This window comes from Leisingera sp. ANG-S5, from assembly GCF_000813925.1.
GTDB lineage: Bacteria > Pseudomonadota > Alphaproteobacteria > Rhodobacterales > Rhodobacteraceae > Leisingera.
Genome location: NZ_JWLH01000009.1, coordinates 85,934 through 111,075, shown reverse-complemented (window position 1 = coordinate 111,075; position 25,142 = coordinate 85,934). Strand labels below are relative to the sequence as shown.

Genomic DNA, 25,142 nt, shown 5'->3' with positions numbered 1-25,142 from the left:
CCCAAAGGGACGCCCTGAAACACTACCAGCCCAAACCTTACTGATCCAGGAAACTGCGCAGCTTGCGCGAGCGGCTGGGGTGCTTCAGTTTCCGCAAAGCTTTTGCCTCGATCTGGCGGATCCGTTCGCGGGTCACGCTGAACTGTTGGCCAACCTCCTCCAGCGTGTGGTCGGTGTTCATGCCGATGCCGAAACGCATCCGCAGAACCCGCTCCTCACGCGGGGTGAGCGAAGCAAGCACCCGGGTGGTGGTTTCCTTGAGGTTCTCCTGAATGGCGCTGTCCAGGGGCAGCACAGCATTCTTGTCCTCGATGAAATCGCCCAGCTGGCTGTCCTCCTCGTCCCCAATCGGGGTTTCGAGCGAGATCGGCTCCTTGGCGATCTTCATCACCTTGCGGACCTTCTCCAGCGGCATCTGCAGCTTGTCGGCCAGTTCCTCCGGGGTCGGCTCGCGGCCGATCTCGTGCAGCATCTGGCGGCCGGTGCGGACCAGCTTGTTGATGGTCTCGATCATGTGCACCGGGATCCGGATGGTGCGGGCCTGGTCGGCGATCGAACGGGTGATGGCCTGGCGGATCCACCATGTTGCATAAGTCGAGAACTTGTAGCCGCGGCGGTATTCGAACTTGTCCACCGCCTTCATCAGGCCGATGTTACCCTCTTGGATCAAATCCAGGAACTGCAGACCGCGGTTGGTGTATTTCTTGGCAATCGAAATCACCAGGCGCAGGTTGGCCTCGACCATTTCCTTCTTGGCCTGGCGGGCTTCTTTTTCGCCCTTCTGAACCTGCTGTACGATGCGGCGGAATTCGGAGATGTCCAGACCGACATACTGGCCCACCTGGGCCATATCAGCGCGCAGTTCCTCAACCTTTTCGGTAGAGCGTTCAATGAACATCTGCCAGCCGCGGCCCGGCTTTTCGCCCATGTCGGACAACCAGTTCGGGTCCAGTTCGCGGCCGCGGTAGGCGTCCACGAACTCGCGCCGGTTGATGCGGGCCTGGTCTGCCAGTTTCACCATCGAGCTGTCGATCTGCATGACGCGGCGGTTGATGCCATAAAGCTGGTCGATCAGCGCCTCGATACGGTTGTTGTGCAGGTGCAGGCCGTTCACTAACTCGACGATTTCAGAACGCAGCGACTGGTAGCGCGCCTCATCCTCGGTGCTGAAGGAGCCGTCCTCGTTCAGCGTTGCCGAAATCCGGCTGTCCTGCATTTCGCTCAGTTCAGCGAAGTCGGTGGAGATCCGCTCCAGCGTGACCAGCACCCGGTCCTTGAGCGCAGCCTCCATAGCAGCCAGCGACATGTTGGCCTGATCATCGTCGTCGTCATCGTCGTCATCCTGGGAAATCGGATTACCGTCCGCATCCAGTTCCGGCCCTTCATCCTTGGCCGGTTTGGCGGATGCCACTGCGGACGTATCGACAACGGGCTCTTCTTCGCCGTCCTCATCCATCTGGTTGCCAAAAGTGGCCTCCAGGTCGATGACGTCGCGCAGAAGAATGTCCTCAGACAAGAGTTCGTCGTGCCAGATTGTGATTGCCTGGAAAGTCAGCGGGCTTTCGCACAGCCCCAGGATCATCGTGTTGCGGCCGGCCTCGATGCGTTTCGCAATTGCGATCTCGCCTTCACGGCTCAGCAGCTCAACCGAGCCCATCTCGCGCAGGTACATGCGCACCGGGTCGTCGGTGCGGTCCAGCTTCTCGGTCTGGGCGCCGGCCAGCGCAACCTCGCGCGGGCCTTCGGTGGTCACAAGGTCGGTGGTGCCCTTGTTCTCTTCTTCCTCGGCCTCTTCGTCCTCGATGATGTTGATGCCCATTTCGCTGAGCATCGACATCACGTCTTCGATCTGTTCCGAGCTGACCTGATCCGGCGGCAGAACCTGATTGAGCTGATCGTAGGTGATGTAGCCTTTCTCGCGGGCCTCCGCGATCATCTTCTTGACCTGAGCCTGGCTCATATCAAGGGAGATTTCGGCGTCCTGATCGTCAGGTTTGCGGTCGTCGGTGTCTTTGGCGGCCATTAAATGCTCCTACTCAGGGGCTGCGGGGCGATTCGCTGAGCGAATCATTAGCGCGATCATCTGATTCGTCACCCCGTTTACCCAATTTTCCTGTGCTCTTCCTTAGCAAAACGCAGAATCACCCCCGCGTGTTACTTCTCGGAAAAGCCGATCCGGTCCAAAAGGGCACCGAAGGCATCGCGCTCATCCCGGTTGAGCCGCGCACCGTTCTTGCCCACGTCATACGTCGCCTTGTCCTCGTTTTCGCTGCGCACGGCCTTGTTCTTGGCCTCTGCCGCCTGCCGCAGCCGCCAGGTCAGCGCCTCATCCGCAAGCCCGTGCAAATCCTCTTCGGCTTCCGCCAGTTCCGCATCCAATCCGCGCAGCGCTTCGAGTTTTGCGAGTTCTTCGGCCAGGGTCATGCTGGCCAATTCGGTGTCGCCGGGTTTGCGCAGGCAGGGAATGATTGCAACGTGGCGAAGGGCAAAGAGGTTTTCAAGGGCATGAGGGCCCAAAGACCAGTCGATTTCCTCACGCAGCCGCTCCGGCGCGCTGATGCCATGGCGCAGCACCATGTCCCGCAGCGCCGCCAGATCCGGATCGGCGCATTGCAGGCGCTCGAGGCTGGTCTCAAACTCCGGGATCACTTCCGGTGTGGTGATAGCGGTTGCCAGGATCACCGCCTCACGCATCGCGGCAAAGGATTCATCATTGGCACCCGCCACCAGCGAGGCCCGGGTGGTTGCCCGCGGCTGCGGGATCGGGCCAAAGCCCTTGCCCGGCTTCCATGGCGCGCGGGCGCCATCACGGAAGCCGCCGCCCTTGCCGGTCCTCTGCTGATAGCTGCCGCTGTCCCGGTTGCCTCGGAACAGCTGCCAGCGCATCTCTTTGACGTCCTCGCCGTAATGCTTGCGGATCGAGGGATCGCGGATCAGCTTGATCTTTTCCCGCAAGCTCTTGTCGAGCGCCGCCTTGCGCTCCGGGCTGTCAAAGACCTTGCCCTCGGTCTCGCGCTGCCACAGCAGCTTGACCATCGGGATCGCCCGGTCCAGCACCGCCTGCACCGCTTCCGGGCCTTCGCTGCGGATCATGTCGTCGGGGTCCTTGCCCTCCGGCATGATGGCAAAGCGCAGAGATTTGCCCGCCTCCAGCAGGGGCAGCGCCAGATCGATCAGCCGCATGGCCGCACGCAGACCCGCAGTATCGCCATCCAGCGCGATGATCGGCTCATCCGACATCCGCCACAGCATCTGCAGCTGATTTTCGGTGATCGCGGTGCCGAGCGGTGCCACGGAAGACTGAAAGCCGCCCTCTGCCAGCGCAATCACATCCATGTAGCCCTCAGCCACAACCAGCGTGGAACCGCGCCCGGAGGCCGCCCGTGCGGGCCCGTGATTGTAAAGGCTGCGCCCCTTGTCGAACAGCTCAGTCTCGGGCGAGTTCAGGTACTTGGCGTTGTCATTCGGGTCCATCGCCCGGCCGCCAAAGGCAATCGCCCTGCCGCGCGCATCGCGGATCGGAAACATGATCCGGTTGCGGAAGGTGTCATAAGGCTTGCCGCCCTTGTTCGAGGGTTTGGCCAGCCCGGCGCCGATGATCAGATCATCGGGCACGTTCTTGCCGCGCAAGGCATCCCACAGGTTCTGCCAGCCGTCAGGGGCAAAGCCGATCTCCCAGCGGTCCAGCGCCTGCGCTGTCATGCCCCGCCGCTGCAGATAGGCGCGGGCGTCCTGGGCGGCGCTGGTCTTGAGTTGCAGGCGGAAAAACTGCACCGCCTGTTCCATGACATCGGCCAACAGCGTGCGGCGGTCCTGCTTTTCCTGCGCGCGCGGGTCGCGCTTGGGCATCTCCATACCCGCTTCACCGGCCAGGATCTCCACCGCCTCCATGAAGCCGACGTTCTCGGTCTCCTGGACAAACTTCAGTGCGTCGCCCTTGGCGTGGCAGCCGAAGCAGTAATAAAACCCCTTGCGGTCTTCCACGTGAAACGAGGCGGTCTTTTCATGGTGGAACGGGCACGGTCCCCAATAGTCGCCCTTGCCCGGCTGCGATTTGCGCTGGTCCCACATGACTTTGCGCCCGACAACATCAGATATGCTGATGCGGGTGCGCAGTTCATCCAGAAAGCCGGGCGGCAGGGACATATCAGTTCGACTTCAGCTGTTTCTGCATCGCCTGAATCTGATCCCAGTTCTGCAGGCACTGCTGTTCGAACAGCGCACCCAGATCGGTGCTCTTCAGGTCGCGCCGCTTCATTGCGTACACATGCTGCGACAGCTGCGGGATCGCATTGGAATAGGCATCGGGCCATTCCGGATTGCTGTCCAGAATCACCTGTTCCACCTCTTCCTGCTTCACCCGGTCCAACCGCGCCTGCTGCACCGCGGCCATGACTTGGCCTTGGTATTTGCAGCTTTCTTCTTTGCTTTCAGAAGCATAAGCCGGCGCCGCCAGCAAGGCGGCTGCAAAGGCGATGCGGATCATAGATGCGCTCCGGGAATCAGTTGGTGATCCCCGCAGGTTACCCCCGTGCCGTGACGGCTTCCATGGCTGTTTTCAAATCATGCACAAGCGTTTTCGCCATCGAACGGAACACCATGACCTGAAACGCCTGCGGCCCAATGCGGGTGACCGAGGCCATCATGTGCTTCAACTCCGTCCGCGCGGTATGGCCGCGTTTGAAAACCTGGGGGCGCAAATCCACCGGCACCAGCCGCGCCAGGACGTCCTCGGCGCCAGCCCCGTCAAGCCGGACAACAGCCCAGGCGTCGCTCTGATCCGTCAGGGCGGCATGTTTGGCCAGCTTGGCGTCGGGTTCCACCCCCATCAGCAGCGCCATGTCCCGGCCGAACCAGACAGCCCGGCTGCCCGCCTTGCCGGTTGAGCGGTTCGCTGCCGGGAAAGCCATTCCGTGGGCCGCTTCCAAGGCTTTGCTCAACGCCTTCTCCTGCCCTTTGAACGGTGCCAGGACCCACATGCTGCCGGGCTGCTCTTCAGTCAGGCTCATGCCGCCGAGGGTTACCGGCAGCAGCCTGTCACAGGGGCTTTTTGCTATCAGTTCAGCCACGGGCACGCCCTCCCTCTGGGTCAAAGAACACAGGCGAGACAACCTCGCACAACGTATCCACACCGCGCATATGGTCGACCAGGCGCACGGTTTCGCCGATGCGGTCCGGGCCTTCCTTGAGGAAAGCCAGCCCGATCGGGTGCCCCAGTGTCGGCGAATAGCCGGCCGAGGTGACATAGCCCTGGTCATAGATCCGCTCCACCGGGTCGCCCGGCGTGAACAGATGCGCACCGGCGGTGATCTCCTTGGCAGCCCCCACGGGTTTCAGCCCCACCATGCGCATCCGGTCCTCAGCTATCAGGCCTTCGCGGGCGGACATGGCCTTGCCCAGGAAGTCCTTCTTCTTGGACATCATGCCCTGCAGTCCCAGGTCAAAGGCGGTCACGGTACCGTTGATCTCTGCGTGGGTGATCAACCCCTTCTCAATCCGAAGCACATTGAGCGCCTCCATGCCATAGGCACCGCCGCCCATCGCCTCCGCCCGCTTCAGCAACTCGCGGAACAGGGCCTCACCATAACGCGCAGGCACTGCGACCTCATAGGCGTGCTCACCCGAGAAGGAAATCCGGAACAGCCGCCCCTTCACGCCCAGCACGGTCGCCGCGCCGCAGGCCATGAAGGGCCAGGTCTCGCGGTTCACCTCCTCGTCGATCAGCCCGTTCAGTAATTCCTGCGACTTCGGTCCGGCTACAGCAAACTGCGCCCATTGTTCCGTTACTGAGGTGAAGCGCACATCCCATTCCGGGTAAAACGCCTGCGACACGAACTCCATATGCGCCATCACCTGACCTGCAGCGGCGGTGGTAGTGGTCATAACGAAATGGTTTTCGCCCAGCCGCGCGGTGGTGCCGTCGTCCATGACAAAGCCGTCCTCGCGCAGCATCAGCCCATAGCGGACCTTGCCCACCTTCAGCGTGCTGAAGGTGTTGGTGTAGAGGAAATCGAGGAACTTGCCCGCGTCGGCGCCCTGAATGTCAATCTTGCCCAGGGTAGAGACATCGCAGATGCCCACAGCCTTGCGAACCAGGGTCACCTCACGGTCGCAGGATTGGCGCCAGTTGGTTTCTCCCGGCTTCGGAAAATAGGCCGCGCGGTACCACAGGCCCACCTCCAGCTGATGCGCCCCGCGGGTTTCGCTCTCCCCATGCGAGGTCAGGAAGCGCTGCGGCTTAAAGCCCTCATCCGTGGCTCCTGCCCCGATCGCGCCCAGAGACACCGGCACAAACGGCGGGCGGAAGGTGCTGGTGCCGGTCTCCGGGATTGTACGCCCGGTGGCATCCGCCAGCACCGCCAGCGCCGCGACGTTGGAGTTCTTGCCCTGATCGGTCGCCATGCCTTGGGTGGTGTAGCGTTTCATGTGCTCGACGGAGCGGAAGTTTTCGGTGGCCGCCTGCTTCACATCCTTGACGGTCACATCGTTCTGAAAGTCGAGCCAGGCGCGCCCCTTGCCCGGCACCGCCCATAGGGCGGCGATGCGGTAAGGATCGTCCTCTGCTTGCGGCAGATCGGCGGCAGCTGGTTTCAGGCCCAGCGCCTCCAGCACCTTGGCGGCAGCCTCCGCGCCGTCGCGCAATGCGCCTGCGGTGGAGAAGGTGCCGTTGCAGGCACCCGCTGTGACCATGCCCGGCACCGCGCCTTCACTTGGCACAAATGCCAGCGCCTCGCGCTTCCACACCGGACGGCTGTTCAAATGGCAGGTCAGATGCACCGAGGGGTTCCAGCCGCCGGACATCGCCAGACAATCGGTCTGGATCTTCTCCTCACCCTTGACCGAACGCACGGTGATGCTCTCCAGCCGCTGGCGGCCGGCACTGTCACAGACCTGTGCGCCCTTGATCACCTGATAGGGGCCGCCATCCGGTGCTTCGTGGCGGCTGTCGATCACCGCCGCGATATGCACACCCGCGTCATGCAGGTCGCGCGCGGTCCGGTGCGCCTGATCGTTGTTGGCAAAGACGGTGACCCTCTCGCCCGGCGCCACTCCCCAGCGGTTCAGATAGGCCCGCACGGCACCCGCCATCATGATGCCCGGCCGGTCGTTGTTGCGGAAGGCCACCGGGCGCTCGATGGCCCCCGCCGCCAGCACCGCGTGTTTGGCCGCAATCCGCCAGAAGCATTCACGCGGCAGGTGGCTGCCCTTCAGCGAATGCCGCCGTGGCAGGTGGTGCGAGACCCGCTCCAGCGCACCGTAGGTGCCCTGGTCATAGGCACCGGTGACGGCAGTGCGGCTCATCAGCCGTACATTGTCCATCGCCTCCAGTTCGGCCAGCACCTCTGCTGCCCACGCATGGCCCGGTTTGCCGCCGATCTCTTCGCGCTCTGCCAGCAGGCGGCCGCCCATACGGCTGTCTTCCTCCGCCAGGATCACATCCGCCCCGGCCCGGCCAGCCGTCAGCGCCGCCATCAGGCCCGCAGGACCGGAGCCGATCACCAGCACGTCGCAAAAGGCAAAGGCTTTCTCATAGCGGTCCTGATCCGCCTCGCCCGACAGCGCACCAAGGCCTGCCGCATTGCGGATCATCGGCTCATAGATCTTTTCCCAGAACGCCGCAGGCCACATGAAGGTCTTGTAATAGAAACCCGCGCCAAAGAACGGCGCGGCCAGGTCATTCACCGCCATCACGTCGCGCTCGACCGAGGGCCAGCAGTTCTGGCTGCGCGCCTCCAGCCCCTCGAACAGCTCCTGCTGGGTGGCGCGCACGTTCGGGTCCTGCTGGCCGCCGGTACCGATGGTAACTAGCGCGTTCGGCTCTTCGCTGCCTGCGGTCAGCACTCCGCGCGGGCGGTGGTACTTGAAGGACCGCCCCACCAGATGCGTGCTGTTTGCCAGCAGCGCCGAAGCCAGCGTGTCGCCCTCCAGCCCCATCATGTGGCGGCCATTGAAGGCGAATGTGATCGGCTTCGCACCCTGGTTCAAGCCTTTTCCGGGAAGTCTCATTTTTCACCTCCCAGCCCGGCCTCGGAGGCCAGCTGCACCGCCAATATCTCATGCGTCGCGGTATCGCGGGTGACCTTCAGCCAGGCATTACAGCCCATTTCGTGATACCACAGCTCATCCAGCGGTCCCGCCGGGTTTTCCCGCAGGTTCACATACTGATGCCAGGCGTCCAGATCCTCGCCTTCAGCCGGGCGCACAAGTGCAGCGCCTTTGTAATAGAATTCGCGGCGGTCCCTCTCACCGCAGAGCGGACAGGTAATTCTCATGACCGGCGCTCCTTCATCTTTGCAAAAATACTCCCGCCGGAGGCATCCCCGGCGCGCCTCAAACGCTTAGTGCAGATTATGCTGCGCACCGGTCCCCTCCTCATCCATCAGGCCAACGCCGCTGCGGAAGCGGTCGAGCTTGAACTTCGTGGCCGCCCCGTGCGGGCGGTCCGTGGCGATCAGATGCGCATAAACGCTGCCCGAGCCCGGCGTCGCCTTGAAGCCGCCGTAGCACCAGCCGCAGTTCAGGTAGAGCCCGTCAATCGGTGAGTGATCGATAATGGGCGACCCGTCCGGCGTCATGTCCATGATGCCGCCCCAGCTGCGCAACAGCCGCGCCTTGCTGAGAGCCGGCACCATCGCCACAAAGCTCTCCATCGTGTGCTCCACCATCGGCAGGTTCCCCCGCGCCGCGTAGGAGCTGTAGAAATCCAGGTAGCTGCCGAACACCATGCCGCCCTTGTCCGACTGGCTTATGTACAGATGCCCCTCGGCAAAGGTGATCACGTGATCCACGATCGGCTTCAGCCCTTCGGAGACAAAGGCCTGCAGCACATGGCTTTCGATCGGCAGCGTCAGCCCCGCCATGGCCGCAACCTGGCCTGAGCGGCCAGCCGCGGCCAGCGCGACCTTCTTGGCGCGGATCGGGCCGCGAGCAGTCTGCACCCCCACCACTTTGCCGTTCTCGATATCGATGCCGGTGACCTCGCAATTCTGGATCAGATCCACCCCGCGCATGTCAGCACCGCGGGCATAGCCCCAGGCCACCGCGTCATGGCGCGCAGTCCCGGCCCTGCGCTGCATCAGGCCGCCCATGATTGGGAAGCGGTTGTTCTCGAAGTTCAGGAAAGGTGCCAGCTCGCGCACCCGCTCCCGGTTCAGGATCTCGGCATCATCGCCCTGATTGACGATGGAATTGCCCCGGCGCACCGCAGCGTCGCGCTGACCGTCGTTGTGGAACAAGTTGATAATGCCGCGCTGGGACATCATCGCGTTGTAGTTCAGGTCCTGCTCCATGGTTTCCCAAAGTTTCAGCGAGTGGGAATAGAACTCAGAATTGCCCGGCAAATAGTAATTCGCCCGCACGATTGTGGTATTGCGACCAACGTTGCCGCCGCCCAGATAGCCCTTCTCCAGCACCGCAACGTTAGTGATGCCGTGTTCCTTGGCGAGGTAATAGGCCGTTGCCAGCCCGTGGCCACCGCCGCCGATGATTACCACGTCATATTCGGATTTGGGTTCAGGATCCCGCCAATGGGGCTTCCACCCCTTGTTTCCGGTGAGCCCCTCGCGAAGCACACGCCAGCCCGAAAACCGCATGTCGTCCCTCCCCGTCAAATCACTTCCGCCGCCCGGCAAAATCTGGTCCGGGCCTTGGCCGCATTGCTACCCGCTTTCACGTGCTGCTCCTAGCCCCAAGGCTCAAGTTGCTGCACATCAGCATGGCTTTGCCGCAAAACACACGAACTATTCACTTGTGTCTAGTTCTATTTGCGACGGCAGGTGACGCAATGCGGGTTAGACGCAAAAAAAGGGGCAGAGAGTTTCCTCCCCGCCCCGTTGCTCCTTGCCAGGCCTTGCGCGCGGTCAGAGACCCTTGGCGTGATAGCTCTTGGCAACCTTGTCGATCGACACCAGATAGGCGGCGGTACGCAGATCAGTCACGTCGTCGCGGCTGTGCCAGACTTCGCGCATCGACTGGTAGGCCGCCCGCATGGTGTCATCCAGGCCGGAGCGCACCAGCTCCAGCTCGCCCGCCCCCTTCAGGTACTTGTCCTTGAAGTCCGGCGACATCGACCAGGTATTCCCCATCACGTCATCCAGACGCTGCAGCTCATCGATCACCAGCTGGTGGCGCGCTTCCTCCTGACGGCGCTGCATCCGGCCAAAGCGGATATGGCTGAGGTTCTTGACCCATTCGAAGTAGGACACCGTCACACCGCCCGCGTTGGCATACATGTCCGGAATGATCACGCAGCCCTTCTTGCGCAGAATCTCATCCGCACCGGCGGTCACTGGACCGTTTGCAGCCTCAATGATCAGCGGTGCCTTGACGCGCTCGGCGTTGGAGAGGTTGATCACCCCTTCCAGTGCCGCCGGGATCAGGATATCGCACTCTTCCTCCAGCAGCACGGCGCCGTCTTCGACATACTGCGCGTCCGGGTAACCCGACACACCGCCGTGTTTGACAATCCAGTTGCGCACCGCCTCCACGTCCAGGCCATCAGTGCTGTGCAAGCCGCCGTCCCGTTCGATAATGCCGGTAATCAGCGAGCCATCCTCTTCCGACAGGAACTTGGCCGCGTGATAGCCCACGTTGCCGAGGCCCTGAACAATGACCCGCTTGCCATCCAGCTTGCCGGACAATCCTGCTGCGGCCTTGTCTTCCTCATACCGGAAGAACTCGCGCAGGGCGTATTGCACGCCGCGGCCTGTTGCCTCAACCCGGCCGGAAATGCCGCCGGCATTCAGCGGCTTGCCGGTGACGCAAGCCTTGGCGTTGATGTCGGTGGTGTTCATCCGCGCGTACTGGTCTGCGATCCAGGCCATCTCACGCTCGCCTGTGCCCATGTCAGGCGCGGGCACGTTTTGCGACGGGTTGATCAGGTCGCGCTTGGCCAGCTCATAGGCAAAGCGGCGGGTGATCAGCTCCAGCTCATGTTCTTCATACTCGCGCGGATCAATGCACAAACCGCCCTTCGAGCCCCCGAACGGGGCCTCCACCAGAGCGCATTTATAGGTCATCAGCGCCGCCAGCGCTTCGACCTCGTCCTGGTTCACGCCAGTAGCATAGCGGATACCGCCCTTCACTGGCTCCATATGCTCCGAATGCACCGACCGGTAGCCAGTGAACGTATGCATGGCGCCGCGCAGGCGCACGCCGAAGCGCACCGTGTAGGTCGCGTTGCAAACCCTGATCTTCTCCTCCAGCCCCGGCGGCAGGTCCATCAGTTTCACTGCCCGGTTAAACATCAGGTCCACGCTCTCGCGGAAGCTCGGCTCTGTGCGGCTGCTCATGAAAAATTTCTCCGTGATCAAACATCGACTCGCTGCCGATGATGGATTCACTCTATGCAGAGTTACTTAAGGAGTGCGACCTTTTTGACCATTTGCGGCCAAAAAGAATCGCTTACCGGCATATGACGGTCGATTCGCTATTTCTGGGGAGGCGATTGTCTCTCCCTGCGCCACAACCCCGCGGAATCACGCGGGATTGGAATTCCGCACCATTACAATCGAAGGCAATTCGGCAAATTCCCGCCCCAATTCCGCCCACTTTACCAAGCATTAATTAATGGAATTCCGCTGCAGAAGCCGGGCTGGCACGTTCCCCAGCCGGAAGGGGGTATTTAGATGAGTATGCACCATAAGAATTCCACTGCGCTGAGCAATCCGCTCATTTTGCGCTGTCGAGACAAGCTTAAAGGCTTCCTGCGGGAAGAGGATGGCGTTCTGGCAAAGCCGATGATCGGCACCTTGTTTCTTATGCTCGCCATCGGCGGCATCGGCGTCGACCTGATGCGGATGGAGCGCGACCGCACCAATCTGCAATACACCCTCGACCGGGCGGTGCTTGCTGCTGCCGACCTTGACCAGCAGCAGGAGCCCGCGGCTGTGGTTCAGGACTACCTCACCAAAGCCGGTCTGGCCGACTACTATCAGACGCCGGACGTGCAGCAGTCCTTGGGCTACAAGAGTGTGGAAAGCACGGTCAACGCAACATTTCCAGTGCACCTGCTGAAGTTTGCCGGTGTTGGCGACCTCCCGGTTTATGCCAACTCGCGGGCCGAAGAGACCATCGGCTCCGTTGAAATCTCCATGGTGCTCGACATTTCCGGTTCAATGTCCCGCAACAACCGCCTGACCAACCTCAAGTCGGCGGCACATACATTCGTGGATCAGATCACCCAGAACACGGACACCAGCAACCTGTCGATTTCGATCATTCCCTACGCCACGCAGGTGAATGCGGGGCAGGCCCTGCTCAGCAAATACACCAACGTCACGCAGGAGCACGACTATTCCTACTGTGTGAACTTCATCAAGGACCAGTTCAGCAAACACACGCTGGACCGGGATGAAAACCTGGAGCGCACCGCGCATTTCGACACGTTCACCTACTCGGAGAACATGATCTCCTCGCCGGTCTGCCCCACCCGGGAAGGCTCTGAGATCCTGCCTCTGACCAACGATGCCGATCTGCTGCACGCGCATATCGACAAGCTGACAGCGGGAGGCAACACCTCCATCGATATCGGCATGAAATGGGGCGGCGCCCTGTTGGATCCGACAGCACGCGACGTTGTGAACGACCTGATCGCCGACGGTGTGATCGACGCATCCTTTGTCGACCGGCCGACCGACTACGGCAGCGGAGACACGCTGAAGATCATCGTCCTGATGTCCGACGGCCAGAACACCAACCAGTATATGGTGAACCCGTCGCGCCGGGAAGGCGACTCCGACGTGTGGTACAACGCGACGGCGGATGCCTATTCCGTCTACCACTCCAACGGCGAGAAGAACTATTACTGGGAGCATATGAACCGCTGGGAAGACCACCCCTACGGCGAAGGCACCTATGAGACCTGCGACTACTACAGCTGCACAACTAATAGCGAAGAAGGGTCCTCCGTCCGCCTGACCTATCCGGAGCTGCACGCCCGTGCCTCCCTGGCCTGGATTGCGCGCTACATCTACGAGTTCAGCAGCAGCGCCTGGGCCGACTGGTTTAACGCAGGCCGTTATTTCCACAACCGCGTCGCCAAGGACCAGCACACCAAGACCATGTGCGACATCACCAAGGACCAGGGCGTGATTGTGTATTCGGTCGGCTTTGAGGCTCCGTCCGGCGGCATCAAGGTGCTCGAGGACTGCGCCAGCTCGCCCGCTCACTTCTTTGATGTGGAAGGCCTGGAGATCACCGACGCCTTCTCGTCAATCGCGACTTCTATCCGTCAGCTGAGGCTCACCCAATGAAAAACCGTATCCAAACCGCCCTGCGCCGGTTCCGGCTTCGTGAGGATGGCAATGCTTCGCTGGAGTTTGCCCTCGTCATCCCCGGCTTCCTTCTGATCCTGATGTCCACCATCGAACTGGGCATGATCAATCTGCGCCACTCACAGCTGGAACGCGCGCTGGACCAGACCGTCCGCGACATCCGTCTCAGCACCGGCGCTGACATGCAGCACGACGCGCTGCGCAATGCGATCTGCGACCGCTCCGGCTTTATTCAGGAATGTTCGACGTCCCTGCGCCTGGAAATGATCCGCCTCGACCCGTTCAACATGGCTTCGATCGACCAGACGCCGGATTGCACGAACCTTGTCGAAGAGGTTCAGCCGGTCCGCACCTTCGAAAACGGCCAGTCCAATGAACTGATGTTCGTCCGGGCCTGCATGAAGTTTGATCCGCTGTTCCCGACCTGGGGACTTGGGAAAAACCTTCACAAAGATGCAGACGGCCGCGTCCAGCTGATCGCATCTTCCGCATTTGTCCAGGAACCGAGGTAACGCCATGCTGACCTTTCTGTCCCGCCGCCTGCCCGGCCGCACACCCCGGCCGCTGCGCAAATTCGCCGAAGACACCCAAGGCAACGTCGCTCTTGAATTCGCCGTCTACGCACCATTGCTGCTGGGTCTGTTTGCCGCCGTTTATACTTTCTTTGACGCTTTCCGGCAGGAGAGCATCAACCTGAAGGCCGCCTACACGATCTCGGACCTCATCTCGCGTGAGACCAACTATGTGAACGAGACCTACATCGACAGCATGCACATGCTTGCCGGCGAACTGGTCCGTGCCGACTCGCAGTTCTCGACACGGATTTCGGTGGTCCGCTGGGATGAAGATGACCAGCGCTACTACGTCGACTGGTCCAAGGTCCGCGGGTCCGCCTTTTCGGAATGGGACGACGGGTCGATCAGCAATGTCGAGGCACACCTGCCGACCATGCCGGATCAAGAACGCGTGATCCTGGTGGAGACCTGGAACGAGGTCGACCCGGTCTTCAACGTCGGCCTGCCCAAACTGGACGTGCAGAACTTCGTCTTCACCCGTCCGCGCTTTGCACCGCAAGTGGTCTTTGTCGAGGACAAGGGCAATGGCAACAACCACAACGACGACGCCGAAAAGGTTTCGCCGCCCGCCTGATCAGCCATCTGAGCGAACAATCACCCCTGGCCGCGCTGCACCAGCATCGCGGCCAGAATTTCCGACATCGCCTTGCCCTGCGAGCCGGGCGTTACCCCGCCGATGCCAATCCGGCGGCCGGACCGCCACCACAACCCGGGCATCCAGGCCCTGCTTCCTTGGGTGCCGGTGCGGATCAGGAACCCGTTGGACGGTTTGAAGGCAAAAAAGCCGCGGTCGATGGTTTCGATATCCGCCACCCGCGCAATCACCTGGCCGTCAGAACAGCGCAGTTCCTCTGCCGTCAGCTCGATCCGGTGCACCGTGGCCTGCCACATCCGCACAGCCAGCCACAGCGCAGCGGCGCCGACCACCACCAGGAACACCAGCCAGGCCGGCGACGGCGGGGCCGCAAAGGCGACATAGACCAGCAGGCAGCCGGTCAAACCCAGCATCACCGTTCCCATCACACGCCGGCTGGCCGAGGCCTCGATTGTGGCCAGAACTTCCTTGCTCATCCGCTGCTCCCCTATGCTGCTCAGCCGGGCATAGACCGGATCGGCAAAAGAAAACAGCCCCCGGCGCACCGGGGGCTGACTGCAGCCGTGCCGTTTGGGGAAACTTATTCCGCAGCAGCGCGGCGCACGACTACCTCATAGCCCGGCTCTTCCGGTTCATCGTCGATCAGCTCCTGCGGGAAGCCCGGTGCGGTGATCGACAGGCCGGTGGCTTCTTCCAGGCGTTCGATCATCCGGTCGGACTGCGCCCGCTCGCCATAGCGGCGCTGGCCGTCCTTCATCATCTCGATCATCAGGGGCGACAGTTCCAGCGGCACGTTGTGCCGGTCGGCCAGGGTCTGGAACAACCCGATATCCTTCATCACCAGATCCATGGTGAAATTCACATCGCGCGAGCCTGACAGGATCAGCTGGCTTTCGGTCTCATGCGCAAAGGAGGTTCCGGAAGACATCGAGATCGCCTCGAACGTCATGCCCAGATCCATGCCGCAGGCCTTCATCACCGTCAGCGCTTCCATAACCGCCAGCAAGTTCAGATTGGCCAGGTAGTTGGTCATCACCTTCAGGGTCGAGGAATTGCCGATCTCCCCCACATGCAGAATCCGGCGGCCCATGGTGGTCAGGATCGGCAGGATGCGGTCGAAGGTGGCACGCTCGCAGCCCGCATAGATCGAGATATTGCCGGTATCGGCCCGGTGGCAGCCGCCGGAGACCGGGCAGTCAACAGCCTCGCCGCCGCGCTCGACGATCAGGGCTCCGAGGCGCTTCACCTCTGCCACATCGGTGGTCGACATTTCCATCCAGATCTTACCGGGGGTCACATGCGGCAGCATTTCGGAGACCACCGCATCCGAGGCCGCCGGGCTGGGCAGACAGGTGATCACCGCATCACAGTCCTGCATCATCTGCGCCGGGCTGCCGCCTGCCTTGGCGCCGCGCGCCACGAATGTTTCAACCAGCGCCGCATCCAGGTCATGCACTGCCACATCCAGCCCGTTGCGCACCAGGCTGCCTGCCAGTTTGCCGCCAACATTGCCGAGGCCGATGAAGCCGATCTTCATATCCGTTTTCATGTCCCGTATCTCCTCCCGGGGTAATCGCTTGCAAAAGGGCTAGCTTGACCTGAGCCAAAACAAAAACGAATAATAACGCGACCTGACCCCAAGAATTTTTGCAACGCTAATGTCTGATCTGCCCAATCTGGTCTGGTTGCGCGCCTTTGAGGCCGCCGCCCGCCTGCAAAGCTTCACTGCCGCGGCGGAAGAACTGGGTCTCACCCAGGCCGCTGTCAGCCACCAGGTGCGCAGCCTGGAGAAAAGCTTTGGCATCACCCTGTTCCTCCGCCGCGCCCGGCATCTGGAGCTGACGCAGCTGGGCCATGCCTATTATCCTTCGGTGGCGCAGGCGCTGACCGATATCGCCTATTCCACCCGCGGGCTGCTGGGGCATGCGCAGACACGGACCGTGACCCTTCGGGCACCGGTTTCCACCGCGGTCCTGTGGGTGGCCCCGCGGCTGGGAGCCTTCCATGCCGCCCACCCGCATATCCGCATCCGGCTGATCTCTGCCGTCTGGGCAGACAGCACCCAGGATGAGGATGTGGATATCGACCTGCGGCTGGGGCCGTCGGGCTGGTTCGACCGCCGCGCGCATTTGCTCTCCGCCGAAAGCGTCATTCCGGTCGCCCTGCCTCAGCTGGCGGCTGAACTGCACTCGGTTGACCAGCTGTTCGGCCAGACACTGATTCACATCCACGGCTACCAGGATCACTGGCTGCGCCTGTCCGAACAGACGGGTGTTCCGCTCAAGGACCGCTCCGCACCTCTCTATGTCGATACTTCATTGGCGGCGATTGAGATGGCAGCCTCTGGCGCCGGCGTGGCTATGCTGATGCGCCGCTACGCCGAACTGCCGCTTTCGCTGGGCCGGCTGGCGCCAGTTGCCGGCGCGGAGATCCCGATGGGCCAGGGCCACTACCTGATGCCCGCCGCAGGCGAAGCCCCCAACAGCGCTGAGGCCGCCATGGTGCGCGATTGGGTTGTCTCCTTGTTCAGTTGATCGCCTGCGCCGCGGCCCTTGCCGGAAAGCGGACAGCCCGTTAGCGTCCGCCCATGCCTTGGCCCCAGAACACCCCGCCCCAGCGCGATGGCGACGCAGCCGCAGGAATCGACGTCACCGATGATTTCGAACGGTTCACGCAGCGCAACGACATCTTCACCCGTGCGTTCTGGGATGACCGCGTGAAATCCAAGCACACGGCGAAATTCTTCTCCTCCTACCGGATGGAAGCGGCGCCCCGGCGCGGCGACGGGTTTACACAGCGCGACTTCGCCCTGCGCAACGCGGCGTGGCTGATTTCCGACGTGGTCTCCTCCCGCCGGGCGCCGGATGGCATTCGCGAAGGGTTCCAGGCCGCCATCCGCCCGGACACTCCGGTGGCCAAGGACGCCCTGGAGATCGACGACCCGGCAAAGATGTCCGCCGAGGTGAAGCGCATCGCCAAATTCTTCGGTGCCAACCTCTGCGGTATCACCGATCTGGATGAACGCTGGCTTTACACCACCCGCGTCGATGCCCGCGACATGTCCGAAGCGCCGCATGATCTGCCAGACGGGCTGACCAGCGTGATCGTGCTGGGCCATGAGATGGACAAGGAGCTGGTTGCCACCTACCCCTCGGCGCTGGCAGGCGCTGCGACGGGGCGGGAATACAGCCACGAGGCGTCCATCGTGATGCAGCTTGCCGCCTATATCCGCAACCTGGGCTATGAGGCGGTGCCGTCGATGAACGATACCGGCCTGGTGATCCCCTACGCCGTGAAGGCGGGGCTGGGCGAATACGCCCGCAACCAGATGGTGATCACCCCGGAGTTCGGGCCGCGCCTCAGGTTTTCAAAAATCTTTACCAGCCTGCCGCTGGCGCACGACGCTCCGCAGCCGCTAGGGGTGAGGGCGTTCTGCGATATCTGCACCAAATGCGCCGACGCCTGCCCGGTGAAGGCGCTACCCTACGGTCCGCCCTCAACGGAAACTGTCAATGTCTCGGCGATTAAGGGGGTCCGGAAATGGACCTCGGATGCCGAGAAATGCTTTTCCTTCTGGGCCAAGATGGCTTCTGACTGCGCCATCTGCATGCGGGTCTGCCCGTTCAACCGCGACTATTCCAAACGGCGCAACCGGCTGTGGCTGAAACTGGCGCTTGGCCCGCTGCGCAAGCTCGCACTGCGGCTGGCAGGGAAACACGGGCAGCGGCGCAAACCGGCGGAGTGGTGGAACGAAGCCTGAAATCATTGCACGGGCCGCGCTGGCCTGCCCGCCCGACAGGCAACGCCCTTTGACGAACTCCCAGACCGCGCTCACTCCAGCGCAACCGCAAACACCTCCTCCGGTGCCTGCAGCCCCTTCAGCCGCTGTTCTCCCAGCGACCGCCCCTCAAGTCCCGCCCGCTCCCGGAACTCGGACGACACCAGCAAACGCTCATCCTTTGCTCCGCACAGCTCAGCCACCCGCGCAGCCAGGTTCACGTCGCGGCCGATCACTGTGTAATCCAGCCGCATCCCCGATCCCACGTTGCCAAATGCCACCTCGCCGAAGTGCAGTGCGGCGCCAACCTCGAACTGCGGCGGGTCAGAACGGGCGGCGACCCGCGCAAGGCCTTCCCGGGCGGCGGCAAGCGCCTGAATACAGGTCTGCGCCCCGTCCTCCCCGGCGCGAAACACCGCCAGGATGCCATCGCCGATCAATTTCAGCACCTCTCCGCCCGCCGCCTCCACCGGCGGCACGATGCAGTCGTAATAGGCATTGAGCAGCCCGGTGGCTTCCTCGGCGCTCATGCTTGCAGTCAGTTCCGTGAACCGGCGCATGTCGGCAAACAGGATGGCAGAGCGAATCCGCATCACCTCGCCCCGGTGCACATCGCCGGACAAGATCCGCCGCTGCGGCTCCTCGCCGACGTAAATCCGCAGCACCTCCTGCATGGCGCGGGCAGTGGCCAGCACTTCCTGGCAAGCTGCCAGCGCCGGAAACACGGCGCGCAGGAACAGCAGGTCATCCTCCGAAAACCCCTGAAGGGATTGGGTCGCAAAGCTGAAAATGCCGGCAGTGCCAATCGCCATGAACACCGGCGCCATGATGTAATGGGTATACCCCTCCGCCTTCAGATCCGGAACGATCCCGTACCTTTCGTCCGGTGTGTCCGGCAGCCAAAGCACAACCCACTCCCCGGTGCTGTGCACATCGGCAGCGGGGGAGCGCGCATAGCCATCGCCGCTGTCCTCATTGAAGGGAAACAGCTCGCTGCGGGTGCCTTTGCCATGCTCCCAGAACCGTGCGCTTGCCACCGCCTCGGCATGCAGCAGCTGGACGATGGAGGCCGCCCGCTGCAGCGGAAGGCCTGCGGCGCGGATCAGGCTGCACATCTGTGCCAGCACCTGATCGGGGTCCGCAGCCGACCGCCCCTCGCCCAGCATGTAATTGATCAGGCGCAGCGCAGCGTCGCGCCGGTCCGGCCGCAGGCCCAGAATGAGATCCGTGGCATCTGTCATGCCGCAAGGCTATCTTGCCGGCGCGGCACCCGGCAACAGGGAAGCTCCCGCCCGTCCTTGGCGCCTGCGGCACCTGCGTCCCGTTGGGCCGGGCAGCCCTGCGGGCTGCTGACAGCTCTGTGCACCTGCGCACAAAGCGCGTGAGTTGCGGCCCGTTTCCGCAGGGCTGCACACACCCTATCTTAGCGGCACACACCGTTCACAGGAGACAGGAAATGTCCCTCAGACCCATTCTCGAAACCCGCGCCGCCCAGCCCCATACCGAGGGCGCGGGCGTCAAACTGCACCGCGCCTTCGGCTTTCAGGACCCGTCGGAACTGGACCCGTTCCTGCTGTTTGACGATTTCCGAAATGAAAACCCGGAGGACTATCTGCGCGGCTTCCCCTGGCATCCGCACCGCGGCATCGAGACCATCACCTATGTGCTGGCAGGCACGGTGGATCACGGCGACTCGCTGGGCAACGAGGGCACCCTGGGCGCCGGCGACGTGCAATGGATGACCGCAGGCTCGGGCATCCTGCATCAGGAGATGCCCGCGGGCAATGCCAAGGGCCAGATGCACGGCTTCCAGCTGTGGGGCAACCTGCCCGCCAGCCAGAAGATGACCGCGCCGCGCTACCAGGACATCAAGGGCACTGAAATCCCCGAGATCACCGACGATGACGGCACCCGGGTGAAAGTGATTGCCGGCGACTTCTGGGGCAAGCGCGGGCTGGTCGATGGAATCGCCGCCGACCCGCAGTATCTGGACGTCTTCATCCCGGCAGGCGTGAAAAAGACCCTCCCGATCGACACCTACCGCCGGGCCTTTGCCTATGTGTTCGAAGGTGAAGCTGCCTTTGCAGATGCCTCCGCACCCCAGGGCGTGCTGCTGGAGAAGGAAGTCGCAGGCCAGGAGGTCAACATTCGCGACCTGTCCGGCGACCGCACCCTGATCCGTTTCGGCACCGGCGATGAAATCACCGTGCAGGCAGGCCCCGAAGGCGTGCGCTTCCTGCTGATCTCCGGCGCGCCGATCAATGAGCCGGTGGCCTGGCACGGACCGATCGTGATGAACACCCAGGCCGAACTGCACCAGGCCTTCCGTGACCTGCGCAACGGCACATTTATCAAGCCCGCGCACTGAACGGGAAAACCGGTGCCCACTTTTCCCTGTGCACGGCGCAACATGCCCGCGCACTGAGCGCATCGGCACGCCAAACGATCTCCTGATGTGCTATACTCCCCCCGTCCAAAGACCGATGGGGGGAGTGATGATAATCCGGGTGTTCCGTGCCACCGTCCGCGACGACAAGATCCAGGACTTCAAGGCCTTTCTGACCGATACGGCTGTGCCGCATGTGCGGCGCCAGCCTGGTCTTGTGTCGGTCACCGCAGGGCTGCCGCGGCCCGAATCCCCCGCCACATTCTGCGTGGTGATGGTTTGGGAAAGCGTCGAGGCGCTGCAGGCCTTTGCGGGTGAGGACTGGGAACAGCCGCATGTGCTGCCCGAAGAGGACCCGATGGTGCTCAGCCGCCAGATTGACCACTACGACATGATCGGGCTGCTGAGCTGACCGGCCGTCAGGCCCCGGAATACCAGCTGTAGACGGTTTCTTCACCCGCAGGTGCCGGCGTGAAACCGGCTTTCTGCAGCACCCGGGCCGAGGCAGCGTTTTCCTGCATGACCCCACCCGACAAGGTGACGCCGCTGCCGCGAAAATGCGCTTGCAGGCCTGCAATCAGCTCGCTCGCCAGCCCTTGTCCCCAAACGGCTTCGGCAAAGAGGTAGCCTAGGTTCCTTATACTGCTGCTGTCTTCGGTCAAGGATAAGATGATCAGCCCGACTCCCTCACCTGACACAGTGCGAAGGGCAACCACCTCTGCCTGCTGCGACACCGCGGCCAGGAAATCGCGGCGGCTCTGATCGCCGCCTTGTGCCTGGAAACCGGCCGGCAGCCATTGCACCACCTTGGGGGCAAACAGACCTTCCAGCTCTGCTGCGGTCAGGTCTTGCCACGCCCCTGCCCGCAGGCGGCGTGTCTTCAAATCCAGCAAGCTCATGTGCTGACCGCCTTCTGCACCATGCCCCAATAGACCCGCTCCACCTCATCCAGCGACAACCGACCCTCGGAGCGGTACCAGGTGTTGACCCCGTTCAGCATCGCAATCACCGCCAGCGTCGCGATCTTGGTGTCGGGAATGGTGAACACCCCCTGCTCCACCCCTTGCTTCAGGATCCCCTCCACACCGTTTTCATAGTCACGGCGCAGCGATTCGATGACGGTGAAGTTCTCCTCCGTCAGGTTGCGCAGCTCCATATAGGCGATGAACACCGCATCCGGGCGCTCCAAGTGAAAGCGGATGTGAAAGCCGGTGAAGGCGCGCAGCCGCTCCAGCGCGCTGCCCGCCTGCGGCACCGCGTCCCATGCCGCCTGCAAATCTGCCATATGGCCCGCCATCAGGTTGAACAGCAGGCTCTGCTTGTCCGGCGTGTAATTATACAAGGCTCCCGCCTGCACGCCGACCTCCTTGGCGATCTGGCGCATCGAAACCGCGGCATAGCCATGCTGCGCAAACAGCCGCAAAGCCGCCTCGCGGATGCGGGGGCCGGTGATGTCGGAATGGGAACCTTGGGTGCGTGCCATGGCACGACAATAACTGAACAGTTGTTCAGAAAAAAGGGCGAATGCCGCCCTTTCGCTTCCCCGCCAAGACCCTGCAGCAGGATCATCACGCAACAGCTGCGGGAAATCAATTGTGCCACCCCGCCGCAGCCCTTAGAACCGGTCTGGCAAAGCATGAGGTTTGGGCAATGCAGCTGTGGACACGGATCGCACTTTTTCTGGCGTTGACGGCAGCCGCCGCCTGCACCCGCGTGCCTGAGCTGGAGGACCGGCTGACACCGGACCTGCGCGGCGCGGATTATCCCCGCCTGCTGCCGCTCGATGACGCGCTGGAACCACTGGACCCGCCGCAGCAGGCCAGCGAGGAGCTCCAGGACGAACTGGATGCTCGCAGCGACCGCCTGAAACGCCGCGCCGAAGCCGTCAAAAACGCCGAACTCTGACCGCTTCGCGGCATTCCTGCCCGCATCCTTCAGCCTTGTTCCGCAGCGGCGTTGCACGCTTGCGCCGAACCCGCTAAGGCGGGGCGGACAAGTTTCGGACAAAGGACCCGCAGCCATGACAGAACCGCTTCGCCTTGGGATTGCAGGCTTGGGCACCGTCGGCATCGGCGTGGTGAAAATCATCCGCCGCCACGCGGCGATGCTGGAGGCGCGGACCGGACGCCAGGTTGTGATCTCCGCAGTCTCAGCGCGCAATCCGAACAAGAACCGCGGTGTTTCGCTCAAGGACTATGCTTGGGAAAACGATCCGGTGGCGCTGGCCGTGCGCGATGATGTCGATGTGTTCGTCGAGCTGATGGGCGGCCATAACGGTGCCGCCAAGGCCGCAACTGAGGCCGCGCTGGCCGCAGGCAAGGACGTGGTCACCGCCAACAAGGCGCTGCTGGCCATCCACGGCCAGGAACTGGCGGAACAGGCGGAGGCCGCAGGCAGGGTGATCCGCTTTGAGGCTGCCGTGGCCGGCGGCATCCCGGTGATCAAGTCCCTGACTGAAGGCCTGGCCGGCAATGAAATCACCCGCGTCATGGGGGTGATGAACGGCACCTGTAACTACATCCTGACCCAGATGGAGGCCACTGGCCAGGGCTACAACGCCCTGTTCGAGGAATGCGGCCGCCTGGGCTATCTGGAAGCCGACCCGAACCTGGACGTTGGCGGCATCGACGCGGGCCACAAGCTGGCGCTGCTGGCGTCCATCGCCTTCGGCACCAAACCGGCCTTTGAAAAAGTGGAACTGGAAGGCATCCAGCGCATCCAGCTGGAAGATATCCGCGACGCCGCCGACATGGGCTACCGCATCAAGCTCCTGGGCGTGGCACAGCGCTCGCCCCGCGGGCTGGAACAGCGCATGTCGCCCTGCCTGGTGCCGGCCGACTCGCCGCTGGGCCAGCTGGAAGGCGGCACCAACATGGTGGTGATCGAAGGCGACTCGATTGAGCAGGTCGTGCTGCGCGGCCCCGGCGCCGGCGAAGGCCCCACTGCAAGTGCCGTGATGGGCGACATCCTCGACCTCGCCCGCGGGTTGCGCATTGCCACCTTCGGCCAGCCCGCCAGCACCCTGCAGGACGTGCCTGCCGCCCAAACCGGCCTGCCTGCGCCGTTCTACCTGCGCATGGGGCTGCTGGACAAACCCGGCGCGCTCGCCAAAGTCGCGGCCATTCTGGGCGAGGCCGGCGTGTCAATCGACCGGATGCGCCAGTACAGCCATAAGGCGCCGGTGGCGCCCGTGCTGTTCGTGACGCACAAATGCACCCGCGCCACCCTGGACACCGCGCTTGAGGGCCTCTCTGCCACCGACGTGGTCGACGGCACCCCCGTCGCCCTGCGCATCGAAGAGGTCTGATCCGCGCCAAAGGGGCAAAATTGAGCTGATTTAGGCGCCGCGGCAGGGATTTCCTGCCGCCGCAGCCCCTATCGCCCCTTGCGAGCCTGCCCCGCCCCGCGCTATTCGGCTTGGAACGCCCATTCACATCTTTTCCGTTGAGACAGGATTTCCGGTATGACATCGAACACCTCTGACGCGCCCTTTCATGACCGTATGCTGTCGCTGGGCCTCGCCCGCGTTGCCGAGCAGGCTGCGCTGGCCTCTGCCTCGCTGATCGGCCGCGGCGACGAGAAAGCCGCCGACCAGGCCGCCGTCAACGCCATGCGCGAGCAGCTGAACCTGCTGGACATCGCCGGCGTGGTGGTGATCGGCGAGGGCGAGCGCGACGAGGCGCCGATGCTGTATATCGGTGAGGAAGTCGGCACCGGCAACGGCCCCGGCGTTGACATCGCGCTGGACCCGCTGGAAGGCACCACCCTGACCGCCAAGGACATGCCGAACGCGCTGACCGTTATTGCCATGGGCCCGCGCGGCTCCATGCTGCACGCGCCGGACACTTACATGGACAAGCTCGCGGTTGGCCCGGGCTACCCCGAAAACGTGGTCTCGCTCGACATGTCCCCGCGCGAACGTGTCGAAGCGCTGGCCAAGGCCAAGGGCTGCGCGCCCTCCGACATCACCGTCTGCATCCTGGAGCGCCCGCGCCACGAGGCGATGATTGCCGAAGTGCGTGAAACCGGCGCCGCCATCCGCCTGATCACCGACGGCGACGTGGCCGGCGTCATGCATTGCGCCGACAGCGATGTGACCGGCATCGACATGTATATGGGCCAGGGCGGCGCGCCTGAGGGCGTGCTGGCAGCCGCGGCGCTGAAATGCATGGGCGGCCAGATCTTCGGCCGCCTGCTGTTCCGCAACGACGACGAAAAGTCCCGCGCCGCTAAGGCCGGCATCACCGATCTGGACCGCATCTATTCCCGTGACGAGATGGTCACCCAGGACGTGATCTTTGCCGCCACCGGCGTCACCGGCGGCTCGTTGCTGCCCGCCATCAAGCGCACCCCGGGCTGGGTCGAGACCACCACCCTGCTGATGCGTTCGAAAACCGGTTCCGTACGCCGCATGTCCTACCGCACACCGCTGGAACCGCACCAGCAGTAAACCGGCCCCTGGCCGCGAAGCGGCTTGCGCCGCTGCCTCCGGCGGGGATATTCAGAGCAGAAGAAGGGCCGGGTCCGTTTTGGG

23 protein-coding genes are annotated in these 25,142 nt (G+C 63.0%); 10 read left to right on the top strand and 13 right to left on the bottom strand.

What is annotated here, in order from left to right:
* Window positions 1-37: 37 nt before the first annotated feature.
* The 8 genes from rpoD to RA25_RS14345 form a co-directional block, all read right to left on the bottom strand.
* Window positions 38-2,023, bottom strand: a complete 1,986-nt coding sequence (gene rpoD, locus RA25_RS14380) for an RNA polymerase sigma factor RpoD (protein ID WP_039173395.1) — start codon at window positions 2,021-2,023, stop codon at window positions 38-40.
* A gap of 131 nt (window positions 2,024-2,154) precedes the next feature.
* On the bottom strand, window positions 2,155-4,146 hold the full coding sequence (dnaG, locus tag RA25_RS14375; protein ID WP_039173392.1) for a DNA primase: 1,992 nt from the start codon (window positions 4,144-4,146) through the stop codon (window positions 2,155-2,157).
* A gap of 1 nt (window position 4,147) precedes the next feature.
* Window positions 4,148-4,486, bottom strand: a complete 339-nt coding sequence (locus RA25_RS14370) for a hypothetical protein (protein WP_019294738.1) — start codon at window positions 4,484-4,486, stop codon at window positions 4,148-4,150.
* A gap of 37 nt (window positions 4,487-4,523) precedes the next feature.
* Window positions 4,524-5,069 carry a sarcosine oxidase subunit gamma gene (locus RA25_RS14365; protein WP_039173389.1) on the bottom strand — a complete coding sequence of 182 codons (546 nt, stop codon included), beginning with the start codon at window positions 5,067-5,069 and terminating at the stop codon, window positions 4,524-4,526.
* Window positions 5,062-8,007 (bottom strand): sarcosine oxidase subunit alpha family protein, encoded by a 2,946-nt coding sequence (locus tag RA25_RS14360; RefSeq protein WP_039173386.1) that lies wholly within the window; start codon window positions 8,005-8,007, stop codon window positions 5,062-5,064. The genes RA25_RS14365 and RA25_RS14360 overlap by 8 nt, the downstream gene beginning before the upstream one ends.
* On the bottom strand, window positions 8,004-8,273 hold the full coding sequence (locus RA25_RS14355; protein WP_039173384.1) for a sarcosine oxidase subunit delta: 270 nt from the start codon (window positions 8,271-8,273) through the stop codon (window positions 8,004-8,006). Before RA25_RS14355 ends, RA25_RS14360 begins: the two co-directional genes overlap by 4 nt.
* A gap of 66 nt (window positions 8,274-8,339) precedes the next feature.
* Window positions 8,340-9,593: a sarcosine oxidase subunit beta family protein gene (locus RA25_RS14350; RefSeq protein WP_039173381.1), complete on the bottom strand. Its 1,254-nt coding sequence runs from the start codon at window positions 9,591-9,593 to the stop codon at window positions 8,340-8,342.
* 267 nt (window positions 9,594-9,860) lie between these two features.
* A complete protein-coding gene (locus RA25_RS14345; RefSeq protein WP_039173379.1) occupies window positions 9,861-11,291 on the bottom strand; it encodes a Glu/Leu/Phe/Val family dehydrogenase in 1,431 nt (476 codons plus the stop codon).
* A 336-nt stretch (window positions 11,292-11,627) separates the two neighbouring features.
* On the opposite strand from RA25_RS14345, the gene RA25_RS14340 reads away from it, so the two are divergent.
* The 3 genes from RA25_RS14340 to RA25_RS14330 are packed head-to-tail and all read left to right on the top strand — an operon-like array spanning window position 11,628 to window position 14,423.
* Window positions 11,628-13,253, top strand: a complete 1,626-nt coding sequence (locus RA25_RS14340) for a TadE/TadG family type IV pilus assembly protein (RefSeq protein WP_029204654.1) — start codon at window positions 11,628-11,630, stop codon at window positions 13,251-13,253.
* Window positions 13,250-13,786 carry a TadE/TadG family type IV pilus assembly protein gene (locus tag RA25_RS14335; RefSeq protein WP_019294745.1) on the top strand — a complete coding sequence of 179 codons (537 nt, stop codon included), beginning with the start codon at window positions 13,250-13,252 and terminating at the stop codon, window positions 13,784-13,786. The genes RA25_RS14340 and RA25_RS14335 overlap by 4 nt, the downstream gene beginning before the upstream one ends.
* Window positions 13,787-13,790: 4 nt before the next feature.
* Window positions 13,791-14,423 carry a TadE/TadG family type IV pilus assembly protein gene (locus RA25_RS14330; protein WP_019294746.1) on the top strand — a complete coding sequence of 211 codons (633 nt, stop codon included), beginning with the start codon at window positions 13,791-13,793 and terminating at the stop codon, window positions 14,421-14,423.
* 20 nt (window positions 14,424-14,443) lie between these two features.
* Here RA25_RS14330 and RA25_RS14325 read toward each other — a convergent pair whose 3' ends face one another.
* Both RA25_RS14325 and RA25_RS14320 read right to left on the bottom strand, forming a co-directional pair.
* Window positions 14,444-14,920 (bottom strand): hypothetical protein, encoded by a 477-nt coding sequence (locus tag RA25_RS14325; RefSeq protein ID WP_029204656.1) that lies wholly within the window; start codon window positions 14,918-14,920, stop codon window positions 14,444-14,446.
* 104 nt (window positions 14,921-15,024) lie between these two features.
* The gene (locus RA25_RS14320) at window positions 15,025-15,981 is read right to left on the bottom strand and encodes an NAD(P)-dependent oxidoreductase (protein ID WP_029204657.1); all 957 of its coding nucleotides are present in this window, start codon (window positions 15,979-15,981) and stop codon (window positions 15,025-15,027) included.
* A gap of 121 nt (window positions 15,982-16,102) precedes the next feature.
* On the opposite strand from RA25_RS14320, the gene RA25_RS14315 reads away from it, so the two are divergent.
* On the top strand, window positions 16,103-16,978 hold the full coding sequence (locus RA25_RS14315; protein ID WP_039173376.1) for a LysR family transcriptional regulator: 876 nt from the start codon (window positions 16,103-16,105) through the stop codon (window positions 16,976-16,978).
* 53 nt (window positions 16,979-17,031) lie between these two features.
* Entirely contained in the window at window positions 17,032-18,204 is a 1,173-nt protein-coding gene (locus tag RA25_RS14310; protein WP_039173373.1) for a 4Fe-4S double cluster binding domain-containing protein, read from the top strand.
* Window positions 18,205-18,275: 71 nt separating this feature from the next.
* Here the strand turns inward: RA25_RS14310 and RA25_RS14305 are convergent, their stop codons facing one another.
* Complete coding sequence (locus tag RA25_RS14305) at window positions 18,276-19,463, bottom strand: adenylate/guanylate cyclase domain-containing protein (RefSeq protein ID WP_039149975.1); 1,188 nt, start codon at window positions 19,461-19,463, stop codon at window positions 18,276-18,278.
* A gap of 215 nt (window positions 19,464-19,678) precedes the next feature.
* On the opposite strand from RA25_RS14305, the gene RA25_RS14300 reads away from it, so the two are divergent.
* On the top strand, window positions 19,679-20,590 hold the full coding sequence (locus RA25_RS14300) for a pirin family protein (RefSeq protein ID WP_019294752.1): 912 nt from the start codon (window positions 19,679-19,681) through the stop codon (window positions 20,588-20,590).
* 127 nt (window positions 20,591-20,717) lie between these two features.
* Entirely contained in the window at window positions 20,718-21,020 is a 303-nt protein-coding gene (locus RA25_RS14295) for an antibiotic biosynthesis monooxygenase family protein (RefSeq protein WP_029204658.1), read from the top strand.
* A 7-nt stretch (window positions 21,021-21,027) separates the two neighbouring features.
* Here the strand turns inward: RA25_RS14295 and RA25_RS14290 are convergent, their stop codons facing one another.
* Together RA25_RS14290 and RA25_RS14285 are read right to left on the bottom strand one after the other, a co-directional pair.
* A complete protein-coding gene (locus RA25_RS14290) occupies window positions 21,028-21,507 on the bottom strand; it encodes a GNAT family N-acetyltransferase (RefSeq protein WP_039173370.1) in 480 nt (159 codons plus the stop codon).
* Complete coding sequence (locus tag RA25_RS14285; protein WP_019294755.1) at window positions 21,504-22,091, bottom strand: TetR/AcrR family transcriptional regulator; 588 nt, start codon at window positions 22,089-22,091, stop codon at window positions 21,504-21,506. Before RA25_RS14285 ends, RA25_RS14290 begins: the two co-directional genes overlap by 4 nt.
* 167 nt (window positions 22,092-22,258) lie before the next feature.
* On the opposite strand from RA25_RS14285, the gene RA25_RS14280 reads away from it, so the two are divergent.
* The 3 genes from RA25_RS14280 (at window position 22,259) to glpX (ending at window position 25,058) form a co-directional block, all read left to right on the top strand.
* Window positions 22,259-22,513: a hypothetical protein gene (locus RA25_RS14280; protein WP_019294756.1), complete on the top strand. Its 255-nt coding sequence runs from the start codon at window positions 22,259-22,261 to the stop codon at window positions 22,511-22,513.
* 115 nt (window positions 22,514-22,628) lie between these two features.
* On the top strand, window positions 22,629-23,915 hold the full coding sequence (locus RA25_RS14275; protein ID WP_019294757.1) for a homoserine dehydrogenase: 1,287 nt from the start codon (window positions 22,629-22,631) through the stop codon (window positions 23,913-23,915).
* Window positions 23,916-24,071: 156 nt separating this feature from the next.
* Complete coding sequence (gene glpX / locus RA25_RS14270) at window positions 24,072-25,058, top strand: class II fructose-bisphosphatase (protein ID WP_039149981.1); 987 nt, start codon at window positions 24,072-24,074, stop codon at window positions 25,056-25,058.
* Window positions 25,059-25,142: the final 84 nt, after the last annotated feature.

What these genes read in the sequence shown, in the direction of transcription:
- RA25_RS14295 (WP_029204658.1), top strand. Translation starts at nt 20,718, where the DNA reads ATGATAATCCGGGTGTTCCGTGCCACCGTCCGCGACGACAAGATCCAG.
- rpoD (WP_039173395.1), bottom strand. Translation starts at nt 2,023, where the DNA reads ATGGCCGCCAAAGACACCGACGACCGCAAACCTGACGATCAGGACGCC.
- RA25_RS14285 (WP_019294755.1), bottom strand. Translation starts at nt 22,091, where the DNA reads ATGGCACGCACCCAAGGTTCCCATTCCGACATCACCGGCCCCCGCATC.
- RA25_RS14330 (WP_019294746.1), top strand. Translation starts at nt 13,791, where the DNA reads ATGCTGACCTTTCTGTCCCGCCGCCTGCCCGGCCGCACACCCCGGCCG.
- RA25_RS14305 (WP_039149975.1), bottom strand. Translation starts at nt 19,463, where the DNA reads ATGACAGATGCCACGGATCTCATTCTGGGCCTGCGGCCGGACCGGCGC.
- RA25_RS14345 (WP_039173379.1), bottom strand. Translation starts at nt 11,291, where the DNA reads ATGAGCAGCCGCACAGAGCCGAGCTTCCGCGAGAGCGTGGACCTGATG.
- dnaG (WP_039173392.1), bottom strand. Translation starts at nt 4,146, where the DNA reads ATGTCCCTGCCGCCCGGCTTTCTGGATGAACTGCGCACCCGCATCAGC.
- RA25_RS14280 (WP_019294756.1), top strand. Translation starts at nt 22,259, where the DNA reads ATGCAGCTGTGGACACGGATCGCACTTTTTCTGGCGTTGACGGCAGCC.
- RA25_RS14340 (WP_029204654.1), top strand. Translation starts at nt 11,628, where the DNA reads ATGAGTATGCACCATAAGAATTCCACTGCGCTGAGCAATCCGCTCATT.
- RA25_RS14360 (WP_039173386.1), bottom strand. Translation starts at nt 8,007, where the DNA reads ATGAGACTTCCCGGAAAAGGCTTGAACCAGGGTGCGAAGCCGATCACA.
- RA25_RS14320 (WP_029204657.1), bottom strand. Translation starts at nt 15,981, where the DNA reads ATGAAGATCGGCTTCATCGGCCTCGGCAATGTTGGCGGCAAACTGGCA.
- RA25_RS14370 (WP_019294738.1), bottom strand. Translation starts at nt 4,486, where the DNA reads ATGATCCGCATCGCCTTTGCAGCCGCCTTGCTGGCGGCGCCGGCTTAT.
- RA25_RS14290 (WP_039173370.1), bottom strand. Translation starts at nt 21,507, where the DNA reads ATGAGCTTGCTGGATTTGAAGACACGCCGCCTGCGGGCAGGGGCGTGG.
- RA25_RS14335 (WP_019294745.1), top strand. Translation starts at nt 13,250, where the DNA reads ATGAAAAACCGTATCCAAACCGCCCTGCGCCGGTTCCGGCTTCGTGAG.
- RA25_RS14315 (WP_039173376.1), top strand. Translation starts at nt 16,103, where the DNA reads ATGTCTGATCTGCCCAATCTGGTCTGGTTGCGCGCCTTTGAGGCCGCC.
- RA25_RS14355 (WP_039173384.1), bottom strand. Translation starts at nt 8,273, where the DNA reads ATGAGAATTACCTGTCCGCTCTGCGGTGAGAGGGACCGCCGCGAATTC.
- RA25_RS14275 (WP_019294757.1), top strand. Translation starts at nt 22,629, where the DNA reads ATGACAGAACCGCTTCGCCTTGGGATTGCAGGCTTGGGCACCGTCGGC.
- RA25_RS14300 (WP_019294752.1), top strand. Translation starts at nt 19,679, where the DNA reads ATGTCCCTCAGACCCATTCTCGAAACCCGCGCCGCCCAGCCCCATACC.
- RA25_RS14325 (WP_029204656.1), bottom strand. Translation starts at nt 14,920, where the DNA reads ATGAGCAAGGAAGTTCTGGCCACAATCGAGGCCTCGGCCAGCCGGCGT.
- RA25_RS14310 (WP_039173373.1), top strand. Translation starts at nt 17,032, where the DNA reads ATGCCTTGGCCCCAGAACACCCCGCCCCAGCGCGATGGCGACGCAGCC.
- glpX (WP_039149981.1), top strand. Translation starts at nt 24,072, where the DNA reads ATGACATCGAACACCTCTGACGCGCCCTTTCATGACCGTATGCTGTCG.
- RA25_RS14350 (WP_039173381.1), bottom strand. Translation starts at nt 9,593, where the DNA reads ATGCGGTTTTCGGGCTGGCGTGTGCTTCGCGAGGGGCTCACCGGAAAC.